The sequence below is a fragment of the Moraxella tetraodonis genome (assembly GCF_022359095.1).
Taxonomy (GTDB): Bacteria; Pseudomonadota; Gammaproteobacteria; order Pseudomonadales; family Moraxellaceae; genus Faucicola; species Faucicola tetraodonis.
This window is the reverse complement of sequence record NZ_JACSYB010000001.1, coordinates 1208257-1234479: the sequence shown is the minus strand read 5'-3', so window position 1 is coordinate 1234479 and position 26223 is coordinate 1208257. Positions and strand designations below refer to the sequence as shown.

Below are 26223 nucleotides of genomic sequence, written 5' to 3'. Positions count from 1 at the left end.
AAAGCTGCAGCAGATGGCTAAATGCGTCTAGATTTTTGGTGGCTATTTACGGGTCGGCAATAAAATGCTGTGTTTGGGCATAAGATTGCGCTTCTGATTTAATTAGCGCCAACCATTCATTGGCAATGACGGGATGCGACTGAAAATATGCCATCATCCAATTGGCTAACGGCTTAGGCACAGGCACAAATTGGGTGGAAGGCAAAATGGATTGGACGCCATTGCCATTGGTGTCATCGCTGTCATACACAAGCTCAACCTGTGGATTTTTTTGAATAATTTCCACCCCGGTAATCTGCCAATTGGTAAAAGCATTATCAATCGCATAGGGCAACGATTCTGCTTGAGATAATTTTGATTGTAGATAGATGGGCTCAAATGTTTTGATGGTATTCACCCAATGCAAGCGTAATGCAATGTCAGGGTGTTGATAAAACACCACCAATTTGCCAGCAAACTTTATTTGCCAAGGATTGACAACTTGGTGGAGATGAATGCCAAGCATTTGCGCAAATTGCTCTCGCGTCAGCAATCGATCAAAGCTTGCTAGCAATTGACCATTTAGCGGATGTTGCAGTTTGAGTAGGTCGGATAAATACTCATAATGGTAAATAAACTTCATAGGCCGGTGCTGTGAGATAACCCCGTCCGTCACTTGACACCGATGCACTTTCCACTGCGGCATGGTATCAGTGATAAGCGCAAGCAAATCTATGATTGTGTTATTGTTTGTACTCTTGGCTATAGTTTGTGTATTAACATCCGTTTGAGTGACTAGCAAGCGATTTCCTTTTAAATGATTTGTCTATCTAAAATGGTTTGTTTATCTAAATGATTTTTTTCATCATAATAACTTCATTATAAAACTTTTTTCATTTATTTGAGCCAAAAAAAATCATTACATGGTGAAATGTAATGATTACTCAAAAAAACTGTGGTAGTTAAAAGTTACAGTTAATAATAAGCAGCGTTTAGCAATAAGGCGACCGCTAAAAAGAACCAAATTATAAAGACGGTACTAAGCCATTTACGATGATAGCGCCAAGACTCATCATCGATTTTATTATCGGTTGCCCAATCATCCACCAAATCATCTTTAGCTGATTTTTGTGGTAGCTTTGCAGACTTTCTAACGCTATCTTTAAACCGCAAGTCTTTGGTTAATTGATTGTCCTCATCTTTTATGGTAAAAAAATTAGATGAGTAATCTGCTAAATAAGTTTGAGAACTAAGCGAATGCGGTAATACCGATTTGACGGTCGCTTGGCGATAATCATGCTCAGCCACGTCAGCAAAAACTAACTGAGACGCCAAACTTTGAGATGCTAAGCCACTCCTTATATTGTCATATGTTTTGTTAATCTTCATGTTAAATACCCCTTCTTGATAAGTAACATTATAGGGATATCGCGGCGTTATTTAATCATAGGTTTGATTGTGGTTTTGTTATACTCAGCTAACTTGTATTAGCAAATGTGCAGATTTGAAACCGTTTGTAAACCACTAATAATTAAACTCATTGACAGTTAATTTATATTTTGGTCATGATTAAACCATTTATTTAACCTTTACTTTAAACAACTTATCTTCTATCGATGAATATTTGTTGTTCAGAGGCTTTGACAAAATCTTCATAAGAAACCACCCCTTGACTATTAGGGGCATTTGTTGTGGAATTACTGCTGCCCGTCTGCGCGCGCTCATTTGAACCTTGATTTGGGGAATTGGGATTTGAGGTATCGGGATTTGAGCTATTAGAATTAGCGGCGTCAGTTGGCGCCTCAGGCATCTGATTAGTCCTACTTGGCGTATTGGCAAGTGTATCTGTTGACACTTGATTGGTGGTCATAGCGGGATTGACATTCGCTGGCGCGGTGGGTTGTGGGGTGGAAGCCACGCCGTTCCCTAATTGCTCACCGGTAATTACCACCGCTTCTGTTCTTAAATTCTCTGGTTGAGTGGTCGAGGCGGCAACCGCTGAAGCAGTTGCAGGCAATGCCTGTGCCGATTGGCTAGGGTTTGTTGCCGTCACAATGACATTGTTTTGAGCGTCGCTACTATTTTTCATCACTTGATAACTGTGATAACTCTGATAACTGGGCACGACAACTTGGGTTAACAAACCGATGAGTGACATGACTAACAGCGGAATCAATAGCATCAGTACCGTTTTTAATTGGCTAGCAGGTCTAGCAGGTAAGCCATAATAATTGGCGCCTTCACTGCCTTTGACTGCTAGCAAGTAAAGGTAAACTAAGACATTTACCCCAGGGACTAGCATCAATAGCGCAAGCCACCCTGTTTTGTTAAGATCATTGAAGCGGCGTTTGCTAACGGCAAGCTGTAGATAAAACAAAACCGCCACACCAACACTACTTGCACCAAGCAAACTCATCGGCAACTGCTCACTACTGGCATTTACCATGCCTTGAAAGCCACCAATCATCACAAATAGCAAAGCGACCAGCATTAATGCTATCAACGCATTGAAGGTGGAATACGCTAAAAACTGAACACGGCTAACCCGACCGTGCCAATCAAAAAACCGACGATCATTAAAGCCTTCATGCAGCTCGGTTAACGTGACAAAAGACGTACCAGCTTCAGTTTCAATTATTTCATCAGCTTGCATTTCATTAACTTGATGCACATTATCGAAACTGGGTTCAATCGGGGGTAAAGACTGGGCTTTTTTTGGCTTGGGTAGACGGATGGCCATAATGAGCAACTTAATCTAGAGGTTTAAACTTTTTTTAGCGTAAGGTTTTTAGCGTCATATTTTTAACGTAGTATTGCCCAAATTTTATAATATATTGGTTAGAATATCTTGAAATGGGCACATAAATTTGACATTTTTTGTAACATTCATTGAATTTTTTGGCGTGATAGCAAACTTAATAAATCAATAAATAGCTTTTAACCCCGATAACACAACGCTGTAATTATCATTGAGTATTGATATGGATATTTCACAACTCACTTATTTTGTGGTAGTGGCAAAAGCAGGTAGTTTTAGCCAAGCTGCCAAAACCTTGGCTATATCACAGCCATCGCTAAGCCGCCATGTGCAGCAACTTGAAAGCGAGCTGGGTGTCGAGCTGCTGGATCGCTATCACCGCCCAATGACTTTAACAGCGGCGGGACATTTTTTTTTGGCACAGATTGAGCCAATATTGTTACAACTTGAGCAAGCCCGTGAGTTGACTCAGCGCTTTGCCCAGCCGCATCGAACCAATCATCTCACGATTGGATTTGTCGCCTCAGTGCTGTACGGTTTGTTGCCTGAAATTATTTCTACAGTCAAACAGCGACATCCCAATTTGGATATCAAGCTGGTCGAAATCAATTCGGAGCAGCAAATGTCAGCGCTAAAGTCGGGGGACATCGATGTGGGATTTGGAAGATTTCGGCACAGTGACAACTTTGTGCAACAGATATTTTTACGGCATGAACGCTTTGTGGTGGCACTGCCAATGGCGCACCCCTTGGCATCACGCCCGGATGATATCGGCATCGCATTTAAAGAGTTGCTAGAAGATACGCTTATTTTGTATCATCGCACGCCCTTGCCAATCCTGCAAAATCCGCTATTTAATGGCGAAACTGACCAACTCATGTATTTGTTTGCCCGCCATCAGTTGTCACCTCATTTGATCACCAAAGTGCGCGATATCCAAATTGCTTTGGGCTTGGTGGCGGCAGGTGAAGGTATCACCTTAGTGCCTGATAGTTTAAAAACCGTCCGTACCGAGCAAATTCATTATCATCGTCTACGCCACGAAGATGCGACGACCCCAATTTTTATGAATGTGTTGGCACACCAATCCAATCCGTATATTGATGATTTACTGCAGGCGACTTACCAAGTGTATGAAGCTAAGGGCATTACCTACTCTAACCAATCGTTGAATTAAAGACAGTTGTATTAAAGGCGCTTATATTTAAGCCTCTAGTAAAATTTTATTTGCTTAGGCTAAATTGACGTTCTTGGTTGACACGGCTGATGAATTGTTGGGTAAATGCTTGATAATCCACATCCGCAAAATCTGCTAGACGCAACATAGTCATGCCGGCATAGCCACAAGGGTTGATCATTTGAAACGGGGTCAAATCATTTTGTACATTGATGGCGATGCCATGATAACTAAAGCCGTGTTTTATCTTAAATCCCAATGACGCAATTTTACCAAGTTCTAAATCGTCTTGATTATACACATACACTCCTGGCGCATCCGCACGCGCTTTAGCATAAAAATCTGGCGGCAAATAAGGCGTGATGACATCAATGATGATGTTTTCAGCTTTGCTGACCAAATCGCGCACGCCCCACCCCAACGCATTTAAATCAAATAAAAAATACGCCACCAACTGCCCATGACCATGCCAAGTGACTTGACCGCCACGATCGGTGTGGATGATGGGGGTATTATCTCTTTGCAAAATATGTTCAGGTTTGCCCGCTTGACCCAGTGTAAACACATTTTCGTGATCCACAATCCATAACTCATCAGCGCTAAGCTGCGCCTGCTCGCTGCTGGCAGATTTTTTTTGCTCGATACGCGATAACACACGTGCCAGCATCGCCGCATGGGTGGGTTCATATTGAGCGTTTTGCAAATATTTAATTTCTAATGGTAACATCGCATTTCCTTGCAGTAGCTTTTTGCGTTTATGTGACAAACCGCTTATTTGTCGTTTGTAGCAGTAAGATTGACTTTGCCCAGTTGTAAAAGAGATTTTTCTAGCACTGGCTGATAATCAGTCATATCACGCTCTGCGACTGAGCCAAAATTTGCTAATTGACTGACTGGCATCAGCGTCGCAGGGTTGGCGATACCGCTTTTTGCAAAACCGATGGCTAAACTGGCATTATCGCCGCCCAAATAAAAATCTTTGATGGTAAGTTGATCGTCAGTCGGCGTATGGTTGTTCTCGTTGTTATTGGGCGAACTAGTTGCAAAATCCAGCGTTAAGTCCTGCTTTTCTTGAGTGACCAAGCTCAGCTCGTCATAGGCTCTATCCGCAAGATAAAGCGTATCTTTGCCACCGCCCGCATTGATGATGGTATCATGACCAAATCCTTTGGTGAAATAATATAAATCATTGCCCGTGCCACCCACTAGCACATCATCACCGGCATTGCCGATGAGTACATCATCATCAGCACCGCCCAGCAGCCGATCTTGACCGCTATTACCTACTAGCACATCATCCCCCTGACTACCCCATAATAAATCCCCTACGCCCTGCTTCCCAAGCACAGAACCGTCAATATGGTGATTGATAATGATGTCATTAGCTAAGGTGCCAAAATGCTGGTTAGCTTTATTGGCAAGGGATTTAGCTTCATAACTGTTCCAATCCAGTGGCTTGCCAAATGCTTGCTGATAATCTTGCGATATACGCGAAATGGCAAAACGGTTATTCAAGAACACCAAGGTATTGTATTCATCATAGGTATAAAGTGGCGCATGAAACTGCCCACTGGGCAACATGCTCTGATTGAGCACTGCCAATTGAGTTATTTTGTCGTTTTCACTGATTGCTTGGCGCATGATTTCATCGACTTCAGTAAACACATCTTTATCTTGCGGTTTTGCCGCGTTATCGAGCCACAAGGGTTTAACAAACCGTTGATACCCCAATTCTTTTGCCACCAAAAACTCATAATAAGTTGCCTCACCCTCCGCTTTGGCGCGTGCCATTCCATAGGCTTGTGGCGTATCAAATTGATACAAATTGTTTTTATCACTATTGACTTGTTGGTATTGACCGGTTGCGTGCCCTAGCTCATGGGCGATGTTCAAAAAATTTTTGTAACTTTTAGCAATATGAATGGTATTGCCGTAGGCTTTTGCGCCGACACCGAGGGTGGTATCTTGCTCATCAATGAGTAAGTTACCTTGGAAGCGATTAAGTAAATTGACCAAGGTAGGCGATTTTTCGATATCTTGGACATTAAACCCCGATTTAACCAAATAGACATTGTTGGGATTGTTCAGATCTAACGCAGGCATGACCTTCCTTTAAATAAGTGGCTTTTTAGGTAGTTTTTTTAAGTGGCTTTCTTTACCTGTTTTTTTAACTGCTTTTTTTAAGCGGATTTTCTAACAAGTAATACTTGATGACAGCAGAAAGTTATCACAGCAAAAAGTGAATTTTACAGCGGCATTGACTCATGCACAGTTATTGCACAGACGCTATCGTCGGATAAAGGTATAGTAAGCAATATAAATTTTAAAAAACGTCAGCAAGCTTAATCAAATTTTCAGCCGGCTATTAACGCGCTATTATAGCGCAATTAATAACTTAAAACGCCCTAAACAGGGTGCATTTAACCGCCAGATTAGTCATGCCTATAAACATGGAAAAATTATGAAAATCGAAAACTCGTATGCCACGCTCGATCCAAGGCTCTACCATAAACAACCCCCCAAACCGCTCAATAACCCGCAAGCAGGGCATTTTAATCCGCAAGTCGCCCGCCAAATTGGTTGGGCAGACGATGAGTTTTTAAGGCAGCATTGGGTCAAAATCTTGGGCGGTGACATCGTTCCCGACGGCTTTGAACCGTTAGCCATGGCGTATGCTGGACACCAATTTGGGCAATGGGCAGGGCAATTAGGCGATGGTCGTGGTCTATTACTCGCTCAGATAATCGATAAAGACGGACAATTGACCGATTTGCATCTTAAAGGGGCAGGATTAACCCCCTACTCACGCATGGGGGATGGTCGTGCGGTGATTCGAAGCGTAGTGCGAGAGTATTTGGCGGGTCATGCGCTTAATTGCTTGGGCATTCGGTCTAGCAACGCACTGGGCTTTGTGGTTTCAGATACCCCTGTCAACCGTGAGACACGCGAACGCGGCGCGGCGCTACTACGTACCGCAGATTGTCACATTCGCTTCGGGCATTTTGAATGGGTGGCAAATTATGCGCCTGATTTATTGCTGTATTTTACCCGTTATGTCATCAAAACCTATTTTAACCCGTGTTTTGACAGTGACACGCCCATTCAAGATTTTTTGAGACAGGTCGTTGATAAAACTGCCAAAACCCTGGCGGATTGGCAACTGATTGGCTTTGCCCATGGGGTGATGAATACCGACAATTTATCTATCACAGGTGCGACCATCGATTTTGGTCCTTATGGCTTTATGGAGCGCTTTAATCCGATTTGGATCAATAACCATTCTGATTACAACGGGCGTTATGTTTATCAAAACCAGCCTTCCATTGGACTTTGGAATTTGTCACGTCTGATTACCTTATTTTTACGCCTTAATGGCGAAAAACTGACCGCCAATCATCCGCCAGAAACCTTGTCGCGCGAGCATTTGACCGACATTTTAGACAGTTTTGGTGAGATTTTTTATCAGTATTATCAGCAAGGTCTCTGCCAAAAATTTGGCTTAGCCATCAGTGAAGAAAACTGTGACTTTGCTTTGCAGTACTTGGAGATCATGCAGCAAAACAAACTCGACTTTACCAACAGCTTGCGAGCGCTAGTAGCAATCGTTGCTGACGCCAAACCTAATGATAAATTAAACCTATTACATGAATTTAATTTACTTAATCAGTTGAAAATTTCAATTAGCAGCGGTAACGGTCAACCCAATGCCACCTTAGCGGATTGGATTGCTACCTACCATACCAAATTACAGCAGGATTCTTTGCAGTTGGTAATGAGCCACAATCCCGTGTATGTCCTAAGAAACAGCATGGCACAGCAAGCCATTGAATTGGCTGAACAAAATGACATGAGCGAGGTGGATAGACTGTATCAGCTACTGGCTAATCCTTACCAAGTTAGTGCATTAGCCAAGCCAAGTGACACCGAGCCACCGTTGGCAGATGCGCCTGAAATATGCGTCAGCTGCTCATCTTGAGGTGAGAGGCAAGGTCGTTAGCGCGATTTTTTACCTAACTAGTTTTATTTTTTGCCGGTACTCAACTAGTCATCAATCTGTCAATAGTGCTAGAATAGCGAACACTACGATTCGAAAACGACTGTCGCAACGAAGGATATTATGGATAAATTATCGCCGACCAACAATGGCTTATCAGACAAAGAATTATTTGAACAAGCCGCCTTGCATTATCATGCCAATCCACGCCCAGGTAAAATTTCTGTTACCCCCATCAAGGCACTTGCCAACCAACGGGATTTGGCACTTGCCTATTCGCCTGGCGTTGCCGTACCTTGTCTAGAAATTGAAAAAGACCCAAAAAAAGCCGCGCTTTATACCGCTCGTAGCAACTTAGTCGGGGTGGTGACCAATGGTACCGCTGTTCTAGGATTGGGGAATATTGGTCCTTTGGCGTCAAAACCCGTGATGGAAGGTAAAGGGGTACTGTTCAAAAAATTTGCCGGCATTGATGTATTTGACATTGAAGTGGCACAAAACGATCCAGATAAATTCATCGAAGCGATTGCCTCTTTAGAGCCCACCTTCGGCGGTATCAATCTTGAAGATATCAAAGCCCCTGAGTGTTTTTATATCGAAAAAGAACTGCGTAAACGCATGAATATCCCTGTGTTCCATGATGACCAACATGGTACCGCGATTATTGCGTCTGCGGCGTTATTAAACGCGCTAGAAATTACCGGTAAAAAAATCGAAGACATCAAAATTGTGGTCTCTGGTGCAGGTGCTGCAGCGATTTCTTGCTTGGATTTGATTTGTGCGTTGGGCGCAAAAAAAGAACACATCTTTGTCGCTGACTCAAAAGGTATTATCACTAGCAACCGCGCAAACCTAGATGAATCAAAACAGCGTTATGCCCGCGATACCGAAGCCAAAACCTTATCGGATGTGATTGAAGGCGCAGACATGTTCTTAGGTCTATCTGCCGCTGGCATGCTGACCCAAGATATGGTAAAACGCATGGCGCAAGATCCCATTATCTTTGCCCTAGCCAATCCAAACCCAGAAATCTTACCCGAAGACGCCAAAGCGGTGCGTCCCGATGCGATTATCGCCACAGGTCGCTCTGACTATCCAAACCAAGTAAACAACGCACTGTGTTTCCCGTATATCTTCCGTGGAGCGCTTGATGTAGGTGCCACGACCGTCAACGAAGAAATGAAAATTGCCTGCGTGCGAGCCATTGCTGCCATGGCACATGTGGAAGCCACCCCACAAAAAGGTCAAAAAACGGTGGATGAAACCCAACGTTTTGGTCGTGAATACTTAATCCCGGGGCCGTTAGAGCCAAATTTGATTTTGGAGATTGCACCAGCGGTTGCCAAAGCTGCGATGGATTCTGGCGTTGCCACGCTACCCATCGAAAACATGCGTGCTTATCGCGATAAACTCTCAGAGTTTGTTTATAACTCTGCGTTCTTGATGAAACCTATTTTCACCCGTGCCAAACAAGAACCAAAACGTATCGTTTACTGTGAAGGTGAGGATGAAAACGTATTACGGGCAGTGCAAGTGGTGGTGGATGAGGGCCTGGCAAAACCTATCTTGGTCGGTCGTCCCACCATTATTGCCAACCAAATCCAGCGGTTGGGCTTACGTATGGTGGCAGGTGAAAATTATGAACTAGTCAACATCGAAAGCGACCCACGTTACAAAGACTACTGGCAGTTTTATTATGAGATGAACAAACGCAATGGTGTGACGGTTGAGTTGGCACGTCGTGATGTTCGCCGTAAAACTTCTTTGATTGGCGCGCTAATGGTTGAACGTGGCGATGCTGACGGTATGATTTGTGGTACGTTTGGTTCATATCACTTGCACTTAAACTACGTGCAAAACGTCATCAAAAAACAAGCAGATGCTAAAGATTTTTATGCGTTAAATGCCTTATTGATTCAAGGTCGTAACTTGTTCATCGCTGACACTTACGTGCATGAAGACCCAACTGCTGAACAACTAGCGGAAATGACAGTTTTAGCAGCGCAAGAAGTCCGCCGCTTTGGTCTTGAACCGCGTGTGGCATTGTTATCACATTCAAACTTTGGTTCATCTGACTTTGAAAGCGCCAAAAAAATGCGTCAAGTCTATGATTTATTGACCGATATGAATGTTGATTTTGAGTTTGACGGCGAAATGCATGGTGATACCGCGCTTGATGACCGTATCCGCCATACCTCATTCCCATTTAGCAAGTTGACGGGTTCAGCCAACCTACTCATCATGCCAGACTTAGATGCGGCTAACATCGCATTTAACTTGCTAAAAACCGCGACCAATAGTGTCACTGTCGGGCCATTGTTATTGGGAGCACAAAGACCTGTGCATATCTTGACATCTTCTGCCACAGCACGTCGTATCGTCAATATGACAGCTGTAGCGGTAACGCAAGCGCAGGAATTGGCAAAATAATTTTGTGTTGATTGATAAAACCAGTTTAGTGCTCTAAACTGGTTTTTTTATGGGTTTAATTTAGTTAAAACATCGGGGGAGTCATGCAAGTTTATTTGGTCGGTGGTGCGGTACGCGATTATGTATTAGCGCGCGAGGTCACTGAGCACGATTATGTGGTGGTCGGCGCAACGCCTGAGCAGATGCTGGAACTGGGTTTTTCGCAAGTAGGTGCCGATTTTCCGGTTTTTTTACACCCAAAGACCCATGACGAATATGCACTGGCTCGCACGGAACGCAAAAGCGGTAACGGCTATCTTGGTTTTAACGTACACGCTGACACCGCTGTCACCTTAGAAGATGATTTAGCTAGGCGCGATCTCACCATCAATGCCATGGCCATACAAGTCAATGGATTGTTTGACAGTAGTTTTAAACGGGGCAAATTTGATGTGCGCGATATCATCGACCCGTATGGTGGCTTAGCAGATATTAACCAAAAAAAATTACGCCATGTGTCCGCCGCTTTTGCAGAAGATCCGGTACGTGTATTGCGCCTTGCCCGTTTTGCCAGTCGTTATGCCCCGCTCGGATTTACGGTCGATGAGTCAACCACGAAACTTACCAGTCAAATGAAAGCCGCAGGTGAGCTCAATCATCTTGTCGCTGAACGGGTATGGTCAGAGACGTCAAAAGCGTTAACGCAAGCTTGGCCGGATATTTATTTTGATACGCTTTATCAGCTCAATGTCCTTGATATCATTATGCCAAAATTGTATCAAGCATCGATTGATAATCCTAGCCAATGGCAATTGATGCTATCTGCGCTGCGAATGGCGGGAGAGCAACAAGCGGACAACGTCATGAAATTCGCCATTATAGCCACCTGCTTTAAGTCTGATCAGCAACATAACAGCCGAGCCACCGAGTATTTAGAATTTTGCCAAGGTTTAAAGGTACCAAAAAACACTGAGCGCTTGGGGTTATTTATTCTTGAGCATTTTGATAAATTAAAAAATTTCGATCACTTAACCGCAGACCCATTATTTGAATTGTTAAGATTAACTAATAGCCTTAAAGACACCTCACTTTTAGAGCAAGCCTTAAAAGCCGTTCATCTTTATCAACAGGTCAAACAAACCGCGCTATTAACCACCATCAAAACACAATTAACTCAAATTTCTGCCAAAGATGTGGCAAGCGAGCTGAGCGGCAAACAGATCGGTGAAGCCATTGACAAGTTGAGGTTGCAAAAACTTGAGGAAATTTTAAATCAGCCACGATAAAGGAAGCATCATGACGACAACGACAGCAATAGCTAAGACCCAACTAACCCATGTGTTAGTATTAAATGGTCCCAATCTCAATTTGCTTGGCAAGCGAGAACCAGAAATCTATGGATTTCAAACCCTACAACATATTGAAGATGATATAAGACAACTAGCCAGCAATCATCAAGTCAAACTCACCTGTTTTCAAACAAATCAAGAATCTGCTCTCATTGATAAAATCCATCATCACGGTTTGTTGACCACAAATCCTGACGAGCAGATTGACGCGATTATCATCAATCCCGCTGCCTTTACTCACACATCGGTGGCAATTCGCGATGCGCTACTCGCCGTGAATAAACCTTTTATAGAAGTTCATCTTTCCAATATTCACACGCGTGAGCCATTTCGACAGCATTCTTATTTTAGCGACAAAGCTGAAGCCGTCATCTGTGGTATGGGCGCTTTTGGTTATACCGCAGCGTTTAATTATCTAGTTCAAAAATATCAGTAGCAACATAATTTAGCCTAAAATCAATAGCAACATCGCAGCAAATTTTAAGTGTACAAACGTACACAAATATACCCTGCTATATCTATTTATTTTAGAAAAATCTTGTTACAATACGGCAATCTATGAATTAGTTGTCTATGAAGCGTATAATTTTAAGGTAGTTAGGATATGGATATAAGTAAAATCAAACAACTTATTGACTTAATGGAAGAGCGAACGTTAGCAGAATTAACCGTACAAGATGGCGATAAAAAGGTCTCTATTTCCCGCCATTTACCCCAAGCGAATGTTCAACCCGTCACAGCAACTACAGCCACCACGACAACCGCTAATGCTGCCCCTGTAAAATCTGGCATGGTAGAAACATCACCGATGGTTGGGGTGTATTATGTTGCACCGAGTCCTAATGACGCGCCATTTATCAAGGTCGGTCAACAAGTACAAGCAGGCGATAGTTTAGGCATTATTGAAGCCATGAAAATCATGAACCCGCTTGAAGCAACCCAAAGCGGTATCATTGCAGAAATCTTGGTACAAAACGGCGATGTGGTGCAATTTGGTCAACCGATTGTCCGTTACGAGTCTTAATTTTTAACTTTTTTGTATATTTGAAGTTTGATTATCGATAAAAATTAGGGATAGCAATGATAAAAAAATTACTGATCGCCAATCGTGGTGAAATTGCACTTCGCATTGTTCGCGCTTGTAAGCAGCTTGGCATCCAAACGGTGGGTGTCTACTCAACTGCAGATGACAACTTGATGCACCTTCGATTCGTTGACGAATCCATCTGTATTGGCAAGCCCAATGCCAGTCAAAGCTATCTCAATATCGATACTATCTTAACAGCCGCAGAAATCTCTGGCGCTGATGCCATTCATCCAGGTTATGGGTTTTTATCTGAAAATGCTGAATTTGCCGAACGCGTGGAAGAGGCAGGGCTGACCTTCGTAGGTCCTGCGCCTGAGCACATTCGCTTAATGGGTAACAAAATATCCGCTATCAATGCCATGAAAAAAGCCGGTGTGCCTACCGTCCCTGGCTCAGTGGGTAGCGTCACTCTGGCTAACGCTGAAGAACAAGCTAGAGCCATTGGCTTTCCTCTATTGATCAAAGCGGCAGCTGGTGGTGGTGGTCGTGGTATGCGCGTGGTTGAACGCCTTGAGCAGTTATTGTCTCAAGTGCAAGCCGCAAAACAAGAAGCCGAATTGTGGTTTGGGGATGATAGCGTCTATATGGAGCGCTTTTTAAAAAACCCACGCCATGTCGAAGTGCAAGTTTTAGGTGATGGCGAAGGCAATGCCATTCATTTATTTGATCGCGATTGCTCGCTACAACGTCGTCACCAAAAAGTGCTTGAAGAAGCCCCTGCCCCAGAGATTCCTGATGATATCAAAGAGCCCATTTTGCAAGCTTGCGTCCGCGCTTGTGAGCAAATTAACTATCGCGGTGCAGGGACATTTGAATTTTTATATGAAGATGAGCAATTTTTCTTTATTGAGATGAATACCCGTGTACAGGTTGAACATCCTGTCACCGAGATGATTACCGGTATTGATGTGGTGGTTGAGCAGCTTAAAATCGCATCTGGCTATGGCTTATCGTATCGTCAAAACGAAATCGAAATTCGCGGTCATGCCATCGAGTGCCGTATCAATGCCGAAGACCCTGTGACTTTCATGCCCTCACCCGGCACGGTCACCCACTTCTTTATGCCAAATGGTAGCGGTGTACGTTTTGACTCGCACCTTTATCCCAACTATGCTATTCCTACCTTTTATGACTCATTGATTGGCAAATTAATCTGTCATGGTCAAACCCGTGAACAAGCGATTGCCAAGCTTCGCCATGCCCTTGATGAGCTGATTATCACCGGCATCAAAACCAATGTACCATTGCATCGCGATGTGATTTTGCAAGACAAGGCATTTTGTAAACAAGCGCAAAACATTCATTATCTAGAAAAAAACTTATTATCTCAGCCAGATGCGTCAAAAACCGAAACAGAATAAGGTTAATGGTTAAAAAAGAGGGTCATTTGCGCCTCTTTTTTTTATGCAATTTTAATTCATCGCCAAATTTTTAAGAGACGCTTTAAGCAGATTTTGGATGGTTAACGGTGAATCAATGGCAGATTTTGCCAGTTTTATCGCAGCTTGCGCTTCTTTATCGCGGTAACCTAGTGCAATCAACCCCGCTTCGACTTCAGCAATGATAATGCCTTCATTACCACTATCGGTCTCTAATGGCAATGAAGGTGCAAAACCTGACGTATCACCTAAATGCTTGATTTTGTCTTTTAATTCAACAATCAATCGCTGTGCGGTTTTTTTGCCAACTCCTGGGATACGCGTCAATGCCAGCTCATCATTGTTCATCACAAACTGGTGCAACTCCTGCACCGTTACGGTTGACATCATTGCCAAGGCCATCTTTGCCCCAACCCCATTGACTTTAAGCAACAGTCTAAACACTTCCCGATCGCTATGGCTTAAAAACCCAAATAGCAACTGAGCATCCTCTCGTACCAAAAAATGCGTCCATAAGGTGACGGACTGATTTAATTGTACTTGGCAAAATGCATTGAGCGGCATCTCAATTTCATACCCAACGCCCGCTGTGGTCATCACCACTACCGTAGGTGCCATGAGATGATGCACTTGCCCTTGAATTAATCCTATCATTGATGACTCACTACAAATAATTTAATCCAATAAAAAAGTGGGCAACCTCAGTCAACCCACTTGAATGTCATGCTTTTTAGTCATTTGCTAAAACTTTAGTTCTAGTGTTTAGTTATAGAAACTAACCATTTTTTCTAGACTAATTGGGCGAATTTTATCCGCATTACCCGCTGTACCAAATGCAGTATAGCGATCGATACAAACCGCTTTCATCGCATCGATAGTCTTGGCAAAATATTTGCGTGGGTCAAATTCTGCTGGATTTTCAGCGAGGAATTTGCGAATCGCACCCGTTGATGCCAAACGTAAATCGGTGTCGATATTAACTTTACGTACGCCATGTTTGATGGCTTCTACGATTTGCTCAACTGGCACACCATAAGTCTCACCGATATTGCCGCCATTTTCATTAATCACTTTGAGCCATTCTTGTGGCACACTTGAAGAGCCGTGCATCACAAGGTGAGTATTAGGAATACGGGCATGAATCTCTTTGATACGTGCAATCGATAAGATATCATCGGTAGGTGGTCGGGTAAATTTATACGCCCCGTGGCTAGTACCGACTGCAATCGCTAGTGCATCAACATGGGTATCTTTGACAAATTGCTCAGCTTCATCGGCGCTGGTTAATAGCTGTGAGTGGTCAAGTTTCCCTTCCGCCCCTACGCCATCTTCTTCACCAGCCATACCCGTTTCAAGGCTACCCAAAACGCCAATCTCACCTTCTACTGATACGCCACAAGCGTGAGAGAGTTTTACCACTTCACGCGTCACTGCCACATTATAATCATAATCTGCAGGGGTTTTACCATCACTCTTTAACGAGCCATCCATCATCACTGATGAAAAACCCAATTGGATTGAACGCTGGCAAACCTCTGGACTGGTACCATGGTCTTGGTGCATAACCACTGGAATATGTGGCCACTCTTCAATGGCAGACAAAATAAGATGGCGTAAAAATGGAGCACCTGCGTATTTGCGTGCGCCTGCCGATGCTTGCACAATCACAGGTGAGTTGGTTTCATCGGCTGCCATCATAATGGCACGCATTTGCTCTAAGTTATTGACGTTAAATGCAGGAACACCATAGTTGTTTTCTGCTGCATGGTCTAAAAGCTGACGCAAAGAAATCAAAGCCATATTACTTTCTCTTAGTAAAGTTAATAATCAATTGAAAATTTTAGAAAAACTGGGTTTTGCCGTGTTGGACAAGGCTTGAGTATAACAGAAGTGCACTACAATTTGAATTCAAAAAAAATAACTTTGCGATGATAGATATCATGACAACATGCCTAACCCAATCAAAAAGCCCCAAAATAATTTTGGGGCTTTTTTAGGCTGAATGCTAAAAATTAATATTTTTGTTTTTCTGGTACCGTGGTTTGGATATCAGTGTTGCTATTTGCTGCATCGTTTTTAACCGCTTCTGCACCTTGTGCTACATTGGCTGCACCAGTCGCTACAGCAGAAGCTACGTTTTCGGTAGCTTGGGCGGCACCATTGGCAACAGCTTCAGTCGCGTTGATTGCTGCGCCTTGGGCAACCGCGGCACCCGTGGTAGCAGCACTGGCAACTGCGTCACCTGCATTTGCTGTTGCACTGGCGGCACTTGCAGTCGCGTCTTTAATGTCTTGACCCGCTGCGCTCGCTGCAGCTTCAGGCTGACCGTTAGCTGCGGCTTCTTCCGTTTTTTTACTACACGCAGTAATTGATAAAGTGGCTAATAAAGTTGCCAATACTAAATTACGTTTTAACATATTCATTCCTTAAACGCCAAACATATGGGTATACATACTTGCATAATATCTTATCGACAATATATTTTTGGTGCAATTAATTACAATGTTTACCATACAAATATTAACTTAACATTACATTAATTCAGCCATGATAAATTTAAATCGCTGAATTAATGACAATGATTATTAGCGTTTAGGCACGTTGGCTCAGTGCGTGCACGGCAGGTAGCGTTTTACCTTCCACAAATTCTAAGAACGCCCCGCCCCCGGTTGATGTGTAGCTTACTTTATCGGCGACCTTGTATTTATCAATCGCAGCGAGCGTATCACCACCGCCTGCAATGCTAAAGCCTTCACTTGCTGCGACTGCTTCACTGACGATTTTGGTACCTTCACCAAATTTATCGACTTCAAATACGCCGACAGGTCCATTCCATAAGATAGTTTTGGCATTTTTAATCGCATCGGCAAGTTTCGCCGCACTGCTTGCACTAATATCTAGAATCATTTCATCATCTGCAATGATATCGACCGATTTGGTTACGGCATCGGCAGATTCTAGCGAGCCCAAAAAATCATCAAAATCAATCTGTGATTTTTTGGCGACGACCACTTCGTCAGGTAGTAAAACATGGGTTTCTTGCATAATGCTTTTGGCCGTTTCCACCATGTCCGCTTCATATAGCGATGCACCGACATTGGCACCTTTGGCCGCCAAGAATGTATTGGCAATACCACCGCCTACAATGATTTGGTCACAGATTTTTGCCAATGATTTAAGCACATCTAATTTGGTAGAAACTTTCGAGCCACCAACAATCGCAAGCATTGGCTTGGCTGGGTTATCTAAAGCTTTGGCTAATGCATCAAGTTCTGCCGCTAACAACGGACCTGCACAAGCAATCTTTGCTTTGGCGATAACGCCTTCTGTTGACGCTTCGGCACGGTGAGCAGTACCAAAAGCATCCATCACAAATACATCACATAAAGCGGCATAGCGTTCAGATAAAGCGGCATCGTTTTTCTTTTCACCCGGATTAAAACGTACATTTTCCAATAACACAACTTCTCCCGGGGCTACTGTCACATTATTTTGGGCATAATCGATCACTAATTTGACAGGCTTGCCCAGAGCATCGCCCAAATAATCTGCGACTGGCTGCAGCGAATATTTGGCTTCAGGGTTTGATGGGTCTGGGCGACCTAGATGTGAACACACGATAACCGCTGCGCCTTTATCTAAAGCCAACTGAATAGTGGGCAAGCTTGCTTTTAAGCGGGCATCATTGGCAATTTTGCCATCTTTTAACGGTACATTTAAATCTTCGCGAATCAAAACTGTTTTGCCAGAAACATCAATATCGTTTAAACGAGCAAATTGCATGGATTAACCTCTAAGTTAACAACAGGATGGTGACCCGTAGGGGTTGATAAAACGTCGTCACATGACAACAAAAATTGAATAAAAAATACGCGTAGATTAGCATATTTTGAGTATTTTTAACATTATTGATGCTATCAACTAACATTGATGCTATCAATTAACGCCACGCGCGGTGATAACACGGTATTACTACTATATTACCACTTTATTAAGAAGGGTCTTGATGATAAGCTTATAAGAACAAAAACATGAATGCAGCACTGCGTTCAATATTTTATTATTAAATTGGAGGCCGTATGATTGACCTTGACAAAGCAAAACAACGATTACTTGACCTAAAACAAGAATACCAAACTCGCGTGCATAAAATCCAACATGATATGCAAAATCCTGATACGGATATGACCCAAGATTGGGATGACCAAGCGGTGATTAATGAGCAAAACGATGTACGTAAAAACTTGCTAGTCGAAGCCAAGCAAAACCTTGAATTGGTGAATAATGCCTTACTTCGTATCGAAAATGGGACTTACGGTATTTGCACTGTGAGTGGTGAAGAAATCGAGCCCGCGCGCCTAGAAGCAGTACCCTTTGCCACCACTTGTATGAAACACGCTAAATAGCTTATAAAACACACCAAATAGCTGGTTTTGGTAGTTTTGCACCCATAAAAAAGCAAGGACAGTTATCCTTGCTTTTTTATCAAAAAATTAGTCAGTAAATTGCGAATTGATTAGGTGAATCGGCGCATGCTTAAGTTAGCAATAATATTTTCTGCATCGTTCCAACGGGTTTTTGAGTCATTGGCGCCCAATAAAACTACGATGGCTGGACGATTACCGACATTGGTTTCAAACAAAACACAGTTGCCGGCTTCACGAATATACCCTGTTTTTGATAGGCCAATATTGTATAAACCATCGCGTACCATGTAATTGGTACTGCGCGCCGCAACCGTGCGGTAACCTGAATTGATATTATTTACCCAAAATTGGCGGCTAGGCGTGGTACTAAACTGGCTAATTAAATTATGCTTATAAGCATAGCGCGCCAAAATTGCCAAATCACGCGGTGATGCCACATTCCGAGAATCCAAACCCGATGGGTCATAATAACGGGTTTGCGTCATCCCCAATTCACGCGCTTTTTGATTCATACGGCTGATAAAATTGTCATAGCCCATAGGGTCAGTACGTGCTAATGCTTTAGCCGCGGGATTTTCTGATTTCATCATCATCATCAACAGCATTTCAGCACGATTAAGCTGATCGCCAACTTTTAGACGGTCACTACCCGATTGTTTTGGGGTTTTGAAATCTAAGGGACTAATCGTCAATGTTTCGCTCATGTTAGCGCCTGATTCCGCTACCACCACAGCCGTCATCAATTTACTGATTGAGGCAATCGGACGGGCGATATCAGCATTTTTTTCATAAATAGTATTGCCTGTTAACGCATCCACTACCAAAGCGCCTTTGGAATTGGCAAAATAGCTACCCGAAGCCCGTGTGCTATCTTGAGACCACGCTGGATTGTAGCCATCATCCTCACTGTATGCATTGTTATAGTTATTATAATTACCGCTATTAAAACTTGTCGTCTGTGGCGTGCTGTTATACATAATAGCACGGGCTTTATCTAAGCTACCCTGCCCACCCCAACTCACCTTAGCTTGGCTACCTGTCTGCATATTTAATTCAGCATTACTTTGTACGCCAACCAGTGCAATGACAGCACCTAACAACGTTTTCTTTAACAATGTTTTCATTTCAACACTCTCAATCAAATCATGGTTAACTTGCTGTTGGATAAAGCATACAGTTACCAAAACTACCAATACATTTACGAAAAACAGATCAACAACGATACCTTAAGCCTAATAGCCATTAAAATCAAGCCATTAAAAGTTACAAAATCTAACAAGAATAACGGATTGATTACGCAAGACTGACTTAAATTTACGATCAGTAGTTTAGCACAATACAAATATTACGCATGTAAAAAAATAACAAAACAGTCTAGCTAATACAATAATAAAACCATAAGTAACAATAGGTTAAGATATCCTTTTACAAAAAAAGCTGACATATTGCTATGCCAGCTGATGAATAGGTTAAAGATGATTTATGGTTTGAAACTGTCTTTTAGGGTCACAATACGGTTAAACACCAAATGCTCTGGTGAATAATCTTTACTATCTGCCACAAAAAACCCTTCGCGTTCAAATTGGAAACGCTCGCCTGCATTGACTTGTGATAAAGAAGGCTCGACAATGGCATCTACTTCACGTAGCGAGTTAGGGTTAATCTCTTCAGCTAAATTATTGATGTCAATTTTGGCAGGGTCTTCTTGGGTAAACAGCTGCTCATACAGACGTACCTTCGCGGGTACACCTAGACTGGCTGACACCCAATGGATCACACCTTTAACCTTACGTCCTTCTGGATTGTTGCCCAACGTTTTTGGGTCAATAGTCGCTGTTAACCCCACCACTTCACCATTGTCATCGGTGATGTGCTCCTCAATCTTTAACACATAACTATTGCGTAAGCGGATTTCTGGGTTTTGCGGTGATAAACGTTTATAGCCTTCAGGTGGCGTGATTTCAAAATCCCCTTTATCAATATAAATTTCTTTAGTAAAAGGAATGTCACGCGTACCTTGGCTGTCATCATGGCTATTTTTAGGCTGGGTCAACCATAAAACACCATTGTCGAGTTTAGTTTTTACACTGTCTTTTTTGAGTGTTTCAACATTGGCGACGGCTTCATCAAAATTGGTAATGGTCACTTTTAGTGGGCTTAGTACCGCCATGGCACGATTCACATGCTCTAATGAGTTACGGATACTAAATTCCAGTAAGCCAAAATCCACCACGCCGTCTGACTTGCTGACGCCTACACGGTCACAAAAATCTCGCAAGCCTTCAGGGGTATAACCACGGCGGCGCATACCGGCAATTGTCGGCATACGAGGATCGTCCCACCCGCTCACCAAGTCATCTTCGACCAGTTTTTTGAGTTTGCGTTTACTGGTCAAAATATGGTTTACGTTTAGGCGGGCAAATTCATATTGGTGTGGTTCTTTCTCAAAGCCCACTTTATCTACCACCCAATCATAAAACGGACGGTGGTCTTCAAATTCTAGGGTGCAAATCGAATGGGTAATACCTTCGATGGCATCTGACAACGGGTGAGCATAATCGTACATGGGATAAATACACCAATCATCGCCTGTTTGGTGATGCGCTTGGTGCATGACACGATACAAAATTGGATCGCGCATATTCATATTGGGGCTTGCCATGTCGATTTTGGCACGAAGCACCGCTTCACCGTTGCCATATTTGCCTGATTTCATATCGTCAAAGCGTTGCAAATTCTCTTCAACACTGGCATCACGGTAAGGTGAATTTTTACCTGCTTGACCAAAATTACCGCGGTTTTCACGAATATCTTCAGGACTTTGCAAATCAACATAGGCATCGCCTTGTTTGATTAATTTCACCGCCCAATCATACAATTGACCAAAATAACTAGACGCATAGCGCGCCTCGCCTGCCCAATAAAACCCGAGCCATTTGACATCATCTTTGATATTATCGACAAACTCCTGATCTTCAGCATCAGGATTGGTGTCATCAAACCGTAGGTTACACAGCCCTGCAAACTCCTTGGCAAGCCCAAAGTTGAGACAAATAGATTTGACATGACCCAAATGTAAGTAGCCATTGGGCTCAGGTGGAAAACGGGTCACAATCTGGCTATATTTTTGCGAAGCAAGGTCATCGCGTACGATCGCACGGATAAAGTCATTTTTTTCACTATTGGTTGCTGTATCGTCGGTTTTTGTATTTTTGTCGGTCGTCGCCGTCATTTGGTTGCCCCTTACCTATTACAAAAATGGTGAACTAATCTGCCATTCTAGCAGTTTTTTGACATTGAAAAAACTTAAATGAATTTAATTGAAACATTTAATTTTGCCAACTTTGCAAACTAAATACTGACTTTTTGATTGAAAATCGCTAGGATAGCCACAACAATTGCAAGATACGTTTTTTTAACCATAAAAACCATTAGGAGCACACAATGGATATGCCATACGTAGAATTAGAAACCACCATGGGTAACATCGTTATCGAACTCAATCAAGAAAAAGCCCCCAACACCGTGGCAAACTTCTTAGAATACGTCAAATCAGGTCATTATGATGGCACGATTTTTCACCGCGTCATTGACGGTTTTATGATTCAAGGTGGTGGTATGGACGCCAACATGAAAGAAAAATCTACCAATGCCCCAATCCAAAACGAAGCGGATAATGGTTTAAAAAATGAAGTCGGCACGATTGCGATGGCTCGTACTTCTGACCCACATTCAGCGACTGCGCAATTTTTTATCAATGTAAAAGACAATAGTTTCCTAAACTTTTCTGGCAAAAACCCACAAGGCTGGGGTTATGCCGTGTTTGGTAAAGTGACTGAAGGCATGGACATTGTCAATAAAATTAAAGGTGTGCCGACTGGTAAATACGGTTTCCACGCTGATGTACCAACCACGCCTGTGGTGATCACCCATGCAAAAGTAATTGAGAAATAATTTTTTTGTATGCAAAGTTTTGCAGATTTGGTCACCGATAATCCCTCAGCCATTGCACAAGTGCTTATCAGTGACTTACATTTGAGTATGAATGAGCCTGCCACTAATCCTTTAGGGCAGGCTTTTTTAGATTTTTTGGATAAACTGGCTTTACTGCCTAACCTAAAACAGTTTTTTATTCTGGGTGATTGGTTTGAAGCTTGGCTAGGGGATGATGTTGCCGATACAGACACCTTAACAGATGCGCTTCAACCGATTATAGAAAAGCTCAAAACATTATCCGATAAAAATTGCCAGATTTTTGTCATGCATGGTAATCGGGATTTTCTGCTTGGGCAGCAATTTTGCAACAAGTTTGGCGGGCAATTGATTTTTGAGCCGTTTTATTTGACATTAAATGGCAAAAAAGTTCGCCTAGAACATGGCGATGCGCTGTGCAGCGATGATAAAGGTTACCAACGCTTTCGCAAAATCATCCAACATCCTATCAGTAAAAAAATTTTGCTCGCGCTACCCATCAAAAAACGCCAACAAATCGCGCAAGATTTACGCCAAAAAAGCAAAACTGATAATGCCAAAAAATCCCTGCAAATCATGGATGTCAATGAACACGCCGTCAAACAAGCCTTGCAAAAAGCCGATATACTGATGCATGGGCATACTCACCGCCCTGCTCTTCATCAAATTGGCGATAAACAACGGTTAGTGCTCGGCGATTGGCGGATTAGAGATAATCAGGTACTTGCTGAAATTTGTCTTATTGATGAAACCTCGATTATCTTATTACCACTTTAGTCATCTTTAAAATTTTTTGACTATTAATAGAGGCTCTTTTAAAGTCCTGCTTCAATGAGTCTATTTCTGATTTCGTCAAGTGATTTTGGTTTTTTGAAATGCCCGAGTTCACCGCTTGTGAGGTATTCGAGAGGAAAGTGAAATTCATTTTGCCACCATTGAGCTAAATCAGGATGTTTAAGCTGAATTAATTGTATCATTTTTTGGGTTGGAACAATATCAAAAAAAGGTAATTGATAGCCAGTTAATACAATTGCTTGAATTACCTTACCGCCCATTGTTTCTATATAGCCTTTAAGTCCTGCTAATGTACCACCCATCGCCACTGTATCATCAACGATTAAGTATTCTCGACCACGTTCAACTTCGCCAGTAAAAATAGCTTGTCTGACGATTCGCTCATAAGCACTAGCCTTAGTATGGTTCGCTTTTACAGCTTGTACGATGTCAAAGGTGATGGGCAGATTTAACTCATTGGCAAGAATTTGACCAAATACCATTGGAAGTCTATTATTTCCCAAAAATTCTATCGCTAATACAGGAGCGATAATAGGAGATTTTCCTTGTAAGCAATGCTTGATACTTGCTATATCCTTTTGTGTCATCAATTGAGTTAAGAGTTTAATAGCGGATAATTCATTACCCGATTTAGCTTGTATATACAGGTCTTCATCGAGGTTTTTCAATGTATTTAAAGCATATAACACCAAAATGGGTGGAAAATCCACCCAAGTTGTTCTTTTAGCATATATACTATCCATGATATTGCTTAAACAACCGCTTTCACGGCTTGAATGACCGCATCAGTGGTGATGTTAAAGTATGGGAACAAGTCTTTGGCAGGGGCAGACTCACCAAAGGTGGTCATACCCACGACTTTACCATCAAGCCCTACAAACTTGTACCAATAATCGATATGACTGGCTTCAACCGCCACACGGGCACGCACTTGCGGTGGCAACACGCTGTCACGGTAGTTGATTTCTTGTTTGGCAAACACTTCAGCACAGGGCATTGATACGACGCGCACGCCCAAACCTTCGGCAGTCAACTCAGTATAAGCATTCATTGCAAGCTCAATCTCTGAACCTGTGGCGATGATGATGGCACGTAGCTCACCTTGTTCTTTGGCTAGCACATAGCCACCTTTGGCAATATTGGCTACTTGCTCGATATCTCGCGCTTGGTGCGGTAGGTTTTGACGGCTAAAAATCAGCGCAGATGGCGTTGATTTTGCTTTCAACGCTTCTACCCATGCCACGGCTGACTCAACCGTATCACACGGGCGCCAAGTATGTAGGTTTGGGGTGGCACGCAGACTTGATAACTGCTCGACAGGTTGGTGAGTAGGTCCATCTTCACCCAGACCGATTGAGTCGTGAGTATAGACATTAATGACGCGTTGTTTCATCAAGGCTGACATACGCACTGCATTGCGTGCATATTCCATAAACATCAAGAACGTTGCCACATACGGAATAAAGCCGCCATATAAGGCTATACCATTGGCAATCGCCGTCATACCAAATTCACGCACACCGTAGTGAATATAGTTGCCTGCCGCATCATCTTCGAGCGCTTTGGCATTTTTAAACCAAGTCAGATTTGACCCTGCCAAGTCAGCAGAACCGCCCAGTAGCTCTGGTAATAATGGCTGTAAGGCATTGATTGAATTTTGGCTGGCTTTACGCGTTGCAATGTTTTCTGGGTTATCTTGACAAGCCTTGATAAATTCCTGTGCTTGTGTCTCAAAATTTGCTGGCAAGTCACCATTCACACGGCGAAGTAATTCACTGGCAAGCTCTGGGTAAGCGTCTTTATAAGCATCAAACTCACTTTCCCATGATTGTTGTAGCGCTTGACCTTTAACTGTACAGTCCCACCCTTCATAAATATCGTCTGGCAGTTCAAACGCTTCGTGATCCCACTTGAGGGCTTGACGGGTGAGCAAAATTTCATCCGCACCAAGAGGTGCGCCATGTGAGGCCTCCAAGCCTTGCTTGTTGGGCGAACCTGCGCCAATCACGGTTTTACAAATGATGAGTGAGGGTTTATTTTTTTCAGCTATAGCATTTTGGGTCGCTTGGGTGATGGCATCGGTATCGTGACCGTCAACTTTTTGCACTTGCCAGCCATAAGCTTCAAAACGTTTTTGGGTGTCATCTGAGAACCAGCCTTCAACGTCACCATCAATCGAAATACCATTGTCATCATAATACACAACCAATTTGCCCAGTTGCAGCGTACCGGCTAATGAGCAAACTTCATGGCTAATACCTTCCATCAAACAACCATCACCTAAAAAGCAATAGGTTTGGTGGTCGATGACTTGGTGACCATCTCGGTTAAATTGTGCGGCTAGGGTTTTTTCTGCAATCGCAAAACCTACGGCGTTGGCAATCCCTTGACCCAACGGACCTGTGGTAGTTTCCACACCTGCGGTATAGCCATATTCAGGGTGACCGGGGGTTTTAGAGTGCAATTGGCGGAAATTTTTGATATCCTCAATGCTAACGTCATACCCTGTCAAGTGCAGCAAAGCGTACTGCAACATTGAGCCATGACCATTTGATAGCACAAAACGGTCGCGATTTAGCCAATTTGGGTCGGTTGGATTGTGCTTTAAAAACTTACGCCATAACACTTCAGCGATATCTGCCATGCCCATCGGCGCGCCTGGATGTCCAGAATTGGCTTTTTGCACCGCTTCAAAAGCTAGGGTACGGATGGCGTTGGCAAGACGACGTTCAGAAATTGGGGTGGTCATTGGCTTTCCTATATTACAGAATTAGTTACAGAATTAATTGCAGAATTAAATTTTGTCGTATGTAACATGCTAAAAATAAAACTGTGACAAATTTTATCACAGTTTTGGGTCATTTTTTTAGCTTTAACCGTTTAGTTTGCTCGGCTTT

The 26223-nt window shown here is 42.9% G+C and carries 23 protein-coding genes; 10 read left to right on the top strand and 13 right to left on the bottom strand.

Annotation, left to right across the window (positions count from 1 at the left end; all coding sequences use genetic code 11):
* Positions 1–46: 46 nt before the first annotated feature.
* The 3 genes from H9W84_RS05525 to H9W84_RS05515 all read right to left on the bottom strand — a co-directional run bounded on the left by H9W84_RS05525 (position 47) and on the right by H9W84_RS05515 (position 2719).
* Positions 47–781 (bottom strand): hypothetical protein, encoded by a 735-nt coding sequence (locus H9W84_RS05525; RefSeq protein ID WP_239742227.1) that lies wholly within the window; start codon positions 779–781, stop codon positions 47–49.
* 173 nt (positions 782–954) lie between these two features.
* On the bottom strand, positions 955–1368 hold the full coding sequence (locus tag H9W84_RS05520; RefSeq protein WP_219299500.1) for a hypothetical protein: 414 nt from the start codon (positions 1366–1368) through the stop codon (positions 955–957).
* A 214-nt stretch (positions 1369–1582) separates the two neighbouring features.
* Positions 1583–2719 (bottom strand): DUF805 domain-containing protein, encoded by a 1137-nt coding sequence (locus H9W84_RS05515; protein WP_239742225.1) that lies wholly within the window; start codon positions 2717–2719, stop codon positions 1583–1585.
* A 241-nt stretch (positions 2720–2960) separates the two neighbouring features.
* Here H9W84_RS05515 and H9W84_RS05510 point away from each other — a divergent pair, with 241 nt between their 5' ends.
* Positions 2961–3914, top strand: coding sequence for a LysR family transcriptional regulator (locus tag H9W84_RS05510; RefSeq protein ID WP_239742223.1), 954 nt, complete (start codon positions 2961–2963; stop codon positions 3912–3914).
* Positions 3915–3960: 46 nt separating this feature from the next.
* Here the strand turns inward: H9W84_RS05510 and lipB are convergent, their stop codons facing one another.
* Together lipB and H9W84_RS05500 are read right to left on the bottom strand one after the other, a co-directional pair.
* Positions 3961–4641: a lipoyl(octanoyl) transferase LipB gene (gene lipB / locus H9W84_RS05505; protein ID WP_239742221.1), complete on the bottom strand. Its 681-nt coding sequence runs from the start codon at positions 4639–4641 to the stop codon at positions 3961–3963.
* 44 nt (positions 4642–4685) lie between these two features.
* Entirely contained in the window at positions 4686–6017 is a 1332-nt protein-coding gene (locus tag H9W84_RS05500) for a calcium-binding protein (RefSeq protein WP_239742220.1), read from the bottom strand.
* A gap of 358 nt (positions 6018–6375) precedes the next feature.
* Between H9W84_RS05500 and H9W84_RS05495 the strand changes: the two genes are divergently transcribed.
* From H9W84_RS05495 to accC, 6 genes are all read left to right on the top strand, one after another.
* Positions 6376–7890 (top strand): protein adenylyltransferase SelO, encoded by a 1515-nt coding sequence (locus H9W84_RS05495; protein ID WP_239742218.1) that lies wholly within the window; start codon positions 6376–6378, stop codon positions 7888–7890.
* A 141-nt stretch (positions 7891–8031) separates the two neighbouring features.
* On the top strand, positions 8032–10338 hold the full coding sequence (locus tag H9W84_RS05490) for an NADP-dependent malic enzyme (protein ID WP_188875781.1): 2307 nt from the start codon (positions 8032–8034) through the stop codon (positions 10336–10338).
* Positions 10339–10421: 83 nt separating this feature from the next.
* Entirely contained in the window at positions 10422–11603 is a 1182-nt protein-coding gene (locus H9W84_RS12110; RefSeq protein WP_275579719.1) for a tRNA nucleotidyltransferase/poly(A) polymerase-related protein, read from the top strand.
* 10 nt (positions 11604–11613) lie between these two features.
* A complete protein-coding gene (aroQ, locus tag H9W84_RS05480; protein WP_160001891.1) occupies positions 11614–12102 on the top strand; it encodes a type II 3-dehydroquinate dehydratase in 489 nt (162 codons plus the stop codon).
* Between the two features lie 168 nt (positions 12103–12270).
* On the top strand, positions 12271–12690 hold the full coding sequence (locus H9W84_RS05475) for an acetyl-CoA carboxylase biotin carboxyl carrier protein (RefSeq protein ID WP_060995000.1): 420 nt from the start codon (positions 12271–12273) through the stop codon (positions 12688–12690).
* A 56-nt stretch (positions 12691–12746) separates the two neighbouring features.
* A complete protein-coding gene (accC, locus tag H9W84_RS05470) occupies positions 12747–14114 on the top strand; it encodes an acetyl-CoA carboxylase biotin carboxylase subunit (RefSeq protein WP_239742217.1) in 1368 nt (455 codons plus the stop codon).
* A 51-nt stretch (positions 14115–14165) separates the two neighbouring features.
* On the opposite strand, the gene ruvA is transcribed toward accC, so the two are convergent.
* From ruvA to H9W84_RS05450, 4 genes are all read right to left on the bottom strand, one after another.
* On the bottom strand, positions 14166–14786 hold the full coding sequence (gene ruvA / locus H9W84_RS05465; protein WP_007116725.1) for a Holliday junction branch migration protein RuvA: 621 nt from the start codon (positions 14784–14786) through the stop codon (positions 14166–14168).
* Positions 14787–14894: 108 nt separating this feature from the next.
* Complete coding sequence (fba, locus tag H9W84_RS05460) at positions 14895–15932, bottom strand: class II fructose-bisphosphate aldolase (RefSeq protein WP_239742214.1); 1038 nt, start codon at positions 15930–15932, stop codon at positions 14895–14897.
* A 212-nt stretch (positions 15933–16144) separates the two neighbouring features.
* Positions 16145–16549, bottom strand: coding sequence for a hypothetical protein (locus H9W84_RS05455; protein ID WP_007116727.1), 405 nt, complete (start codon positions 16547–16549; stop codon positions 16145–16147).
* A gap of 175 nt (positions 16550–16724) precedes the next feature.
* Positions 16725–17915 (bottom strand): phosphoglycerate kinase, encoded by a 1191-nt coding sequence (locus H9W84_RS05450; protein ID WP_239742212.1) that lies wholly within the window; start codon positions 17913–17915, stop codon positions 16725–16727.
* Between the two features lie 296 nt (positions 17916–18211).
* On the opposite strand from H9W84_RS05450, the gene H9W84_RS05445 reads away from it, so the two are divergent.
* Positions 18212–18538 carry a TraR/DksA family transcriptional regulator gene (locus H9W84_RS05445; RefSeq protein ID WP_239742210.1) on the top strand — a complete coding sequence of 109 codons (327 nt, stop codon included), beginning with the start codon at positions 18212–18214 and terminating at the stop codon, positions 18536–18538.
* A 110-nt stretch (positions 18539–18648) separates the two neighbouring features.
* Here the strand turns inward: H9W84_RS05445 and H9W84_RS05440 are convergent, their stop codons facing one another.
* Both H9W84_RS05440 and H9W84_RS05435 read right to left on the bottom strand, forming a co-directional pair.
* Positions 18649–19683 (bottom strand): D-alanyl-D-alanine carboxypeptidase family protein, encoded by a 1035-nt coding sequence (locus H9W84_RS05440; RefSeq protein WP_239742208.1) that lies wholly within the window; start codon positions 19681–19683, stop codon positions 18649–18651.
* 356 nt (positions 19684–20039) lie between these two features.
* Positions 20040–21791 carry a glutamine--tRNA ligase/YqeY domain fusion protein gene (locus tag H9W84_RS05435; RefSeq protein ID WP_239742206.1) on the bottom strand — a complete coding sequence of 584 codons (1752 nt, stop codon included), beginning with the start codon at positions 21789–21791 and terminating at the stop codon, positions 20040–20042.
* A gap of 212 nt (positions 21792–22003) precedes the next feature.
* On the opposite strand from H9W84_RS05435, the gene H9W84_RS05430 reads away from it, so the two are divergent.
* Positions 22004–22513 carry a peptidylprolyl isomerase gene (locus H9W84_RS05430; protein ID WP_036593522.1) on the top strand — a complete coding sequence of 170 codons (510 nt, stop codon included), beginning with the start codon at positions 22004–22006 and terminating at the stop codon, positions 22511–22513.
* A gap of 9 nt (positions 22514–22522) precedes the next feature.
* Positions 22523–23308: a UDP-2,3-diacylglucosamine diphosphatase gene (locus H9W84_RS05425; protein WP_239742204.1), complete on the top strand. Its 786-nt coding sequence runs from the start codon at positions 22523–22525 to the stop codon at positions 23306–23308.
* Positions 23309–23346: 38 nt separating this feature from the next.
* Here the strand turns inward: H9W84_RS05425 and H9W84_RS05420 are convergent, their stop codons facing one another.
* Together H9W84_RS05420 and tkt are read right to left on the bottom strand one after the other, a co-directional pair.
* A complete protein-coding gene (locus H9W84_RS05420) occupies positions 23347–24069 on the bottom strand; it encodes a phosphoribosyltransferase (RefSeq protein WP_239742201.1) in 723 nt (240 codons plus the stop codon).
* 8 nt (positions 24070–24077) lie between these two features.
* Positions 24078–26075 carry a transketolase gene (gene tkt / locus H9W84_RS05415; RefSeq protein ID WP_099833937.1) on the bottom strand — a complete coding sequence of 666 codons (1998 nt, stop codon included), beginning with the start codon at positions 26073–26075 and terminating at the stop codon, positions 24078–24080.
* Positions 26076–26223 lie beyond the last annotated feature (148 nt).

Excerpts from the sequence above, each read along its gene's own strand:
- H9W84_RS05520 (WP_219299500.1), bottom strand. The coding sequence starts at position 1,368 with ATGAAGATTAACAAAACATATGACAATATAAGGAGTGGCTTAGCATCT.
- H9W84_RS05515 (WP_239742225.1), bottom strand. The coding sequence starts at position 2,719 with ATGGCCATCCGTCTACCCAAGCCAAAAAAAGCCCAGTCTTTACCCCCG.
- H9W84_RS05510 (WP_239742223.1), top strand. The coding sequence starts at position 2,961 with ATGGATATTTCACAACTCACTTATTTTGTGGTAGTGGCAAAAGCAGGT.
- lipB (WP_239742221.1), bottom strand. The coding sequence starts at position 4,641 with ATGTTACCATTAGAAATTAAATATTTGCAAAACGCTCAATATGAACCC.
- H9W84_RS05500 (WP_239742220.1), bottom strand. The coding sequence starts at position 6,017 with ATGCCTGCGTTAGATCTGAACAATCCCAACAATGTCTATTTGGTTAAA.
- H9W84_RS05495 (WP_239742218.1), top strand. The coding sequence starts at position 6,376 with ATGAAAATCGAAAACTCGTATGCCACGCTCGATCCAAGGCTCTACCAT.
- H9W84_RS05490 (WP_188875781.1), top strand. The coding sequence starts at position 8,032 with ATGGATAAATTATCGCCGACCAACAATGGCTTATCAGACAAAGAATTA.
- H9W84_RS12110 (WP_275579719.1), top strand. The coding sequence starts at position 10,422 with ATGCAAGTTTATTTGGTCGGTGGTGCGGTACGCGATTATGTATTAGCG.
- aroQ (WP_160001891.1), top strand. The coding sequence starts at position 11,614 with ATGACGACAACGACAGCAATAGCTAAGACCCAACTAACCCATGTGTTA.
- H9W84_RS05475 (WP_060995000.1), top strand. The coding sequence starts at position 12,271 with ATGGATATAAGTAAAATCAAACAACTTATTGACTTAATGGAAGAGCGA.
- accC (WP_239742217.1), top strand. The coding sequence starts at position 12,747 with ATGATAAAAAAATTACTGATCGCCAATCGTGGTGAAATTGCACTTCGC.
- ruvA (WP_007116725.1), bottom strand. The coding sequence starts at position 14,786 with ATGATAGGATTAATTCAAGGGCAAGTGCATCATCTCATGGCACCTACG.
- fba (WP_239742214.1), bottom strand. The coding sequence starts at position 15,932 with ATGGCTTTGATTTCTTTGCGTCAGCTTTTAGACCATGCAGCAGAAAAC.
- H9W84_RS05455 (WP_007116727.1), bottom strand. The coding sequence starts at position 16,549 with ATGTTAAAACGTAATTTAGTATTGGCAACTTTATTAGCCACTTTATCA.
- H9W84_RS05450 (WP_239742212.1), bottom strand. The coding sequence starts at position 17,915 with ATGCAATTTGCTCGTTTAAACGATATTGATGTTTCTGGCAAAACAGTT.
- H9W84_RS05445 (WP_239742210.1), top strand. The coding sequence starts at position 18,212 with ATGATTGACCTTGACAAAGCAAAACAACGATTACTTGACCTAAAACAA.
- H9W84_RS05440 (WP_239742208.1), bottom strand. The coding sequence starts at position 19,683 with ATGAAAACATTGTTAAAGAAAACGTTGTTAGGTGCTGTCATTGCACTG.
- H9W84_RS05435 (WP_239742206.1), bottom strand. The coding sequence starts at position 21,791 with ATGACGGCGACGACCGACAAAAATACAAAAACCGACGATACAGCAACC.
- H9W84_RS05430 (WP_036593522.1), top strand. The coding sequence starts at position 22,004 with ATGGATATGCCATACGTAGAATTAGAAACCACCATGGGTAACATCGTT.
- H9W84_RS05425 (WP_239742204.1), top strand. The coding sequence starts at position 22,523 with ATGCAAAGTTTTGCAGATTTGGTCACCGATAATCCCTCAGCCATTGCA.
- H9W84_RS05420 (WP_239742201.1), bottom strand. The coding sequence starts at position 24,069 with ATGGATAGTATATATGCTAAAAGAACAACTTGGGTGGATTTTCCACCC.
- tkt (WP_099833937.1), bottom strand. The coding sequence starts at position 26,075 with ATGACCACCCCAATTTCTGAACGTCGTCTTGCCAACGCCATCCGTACC.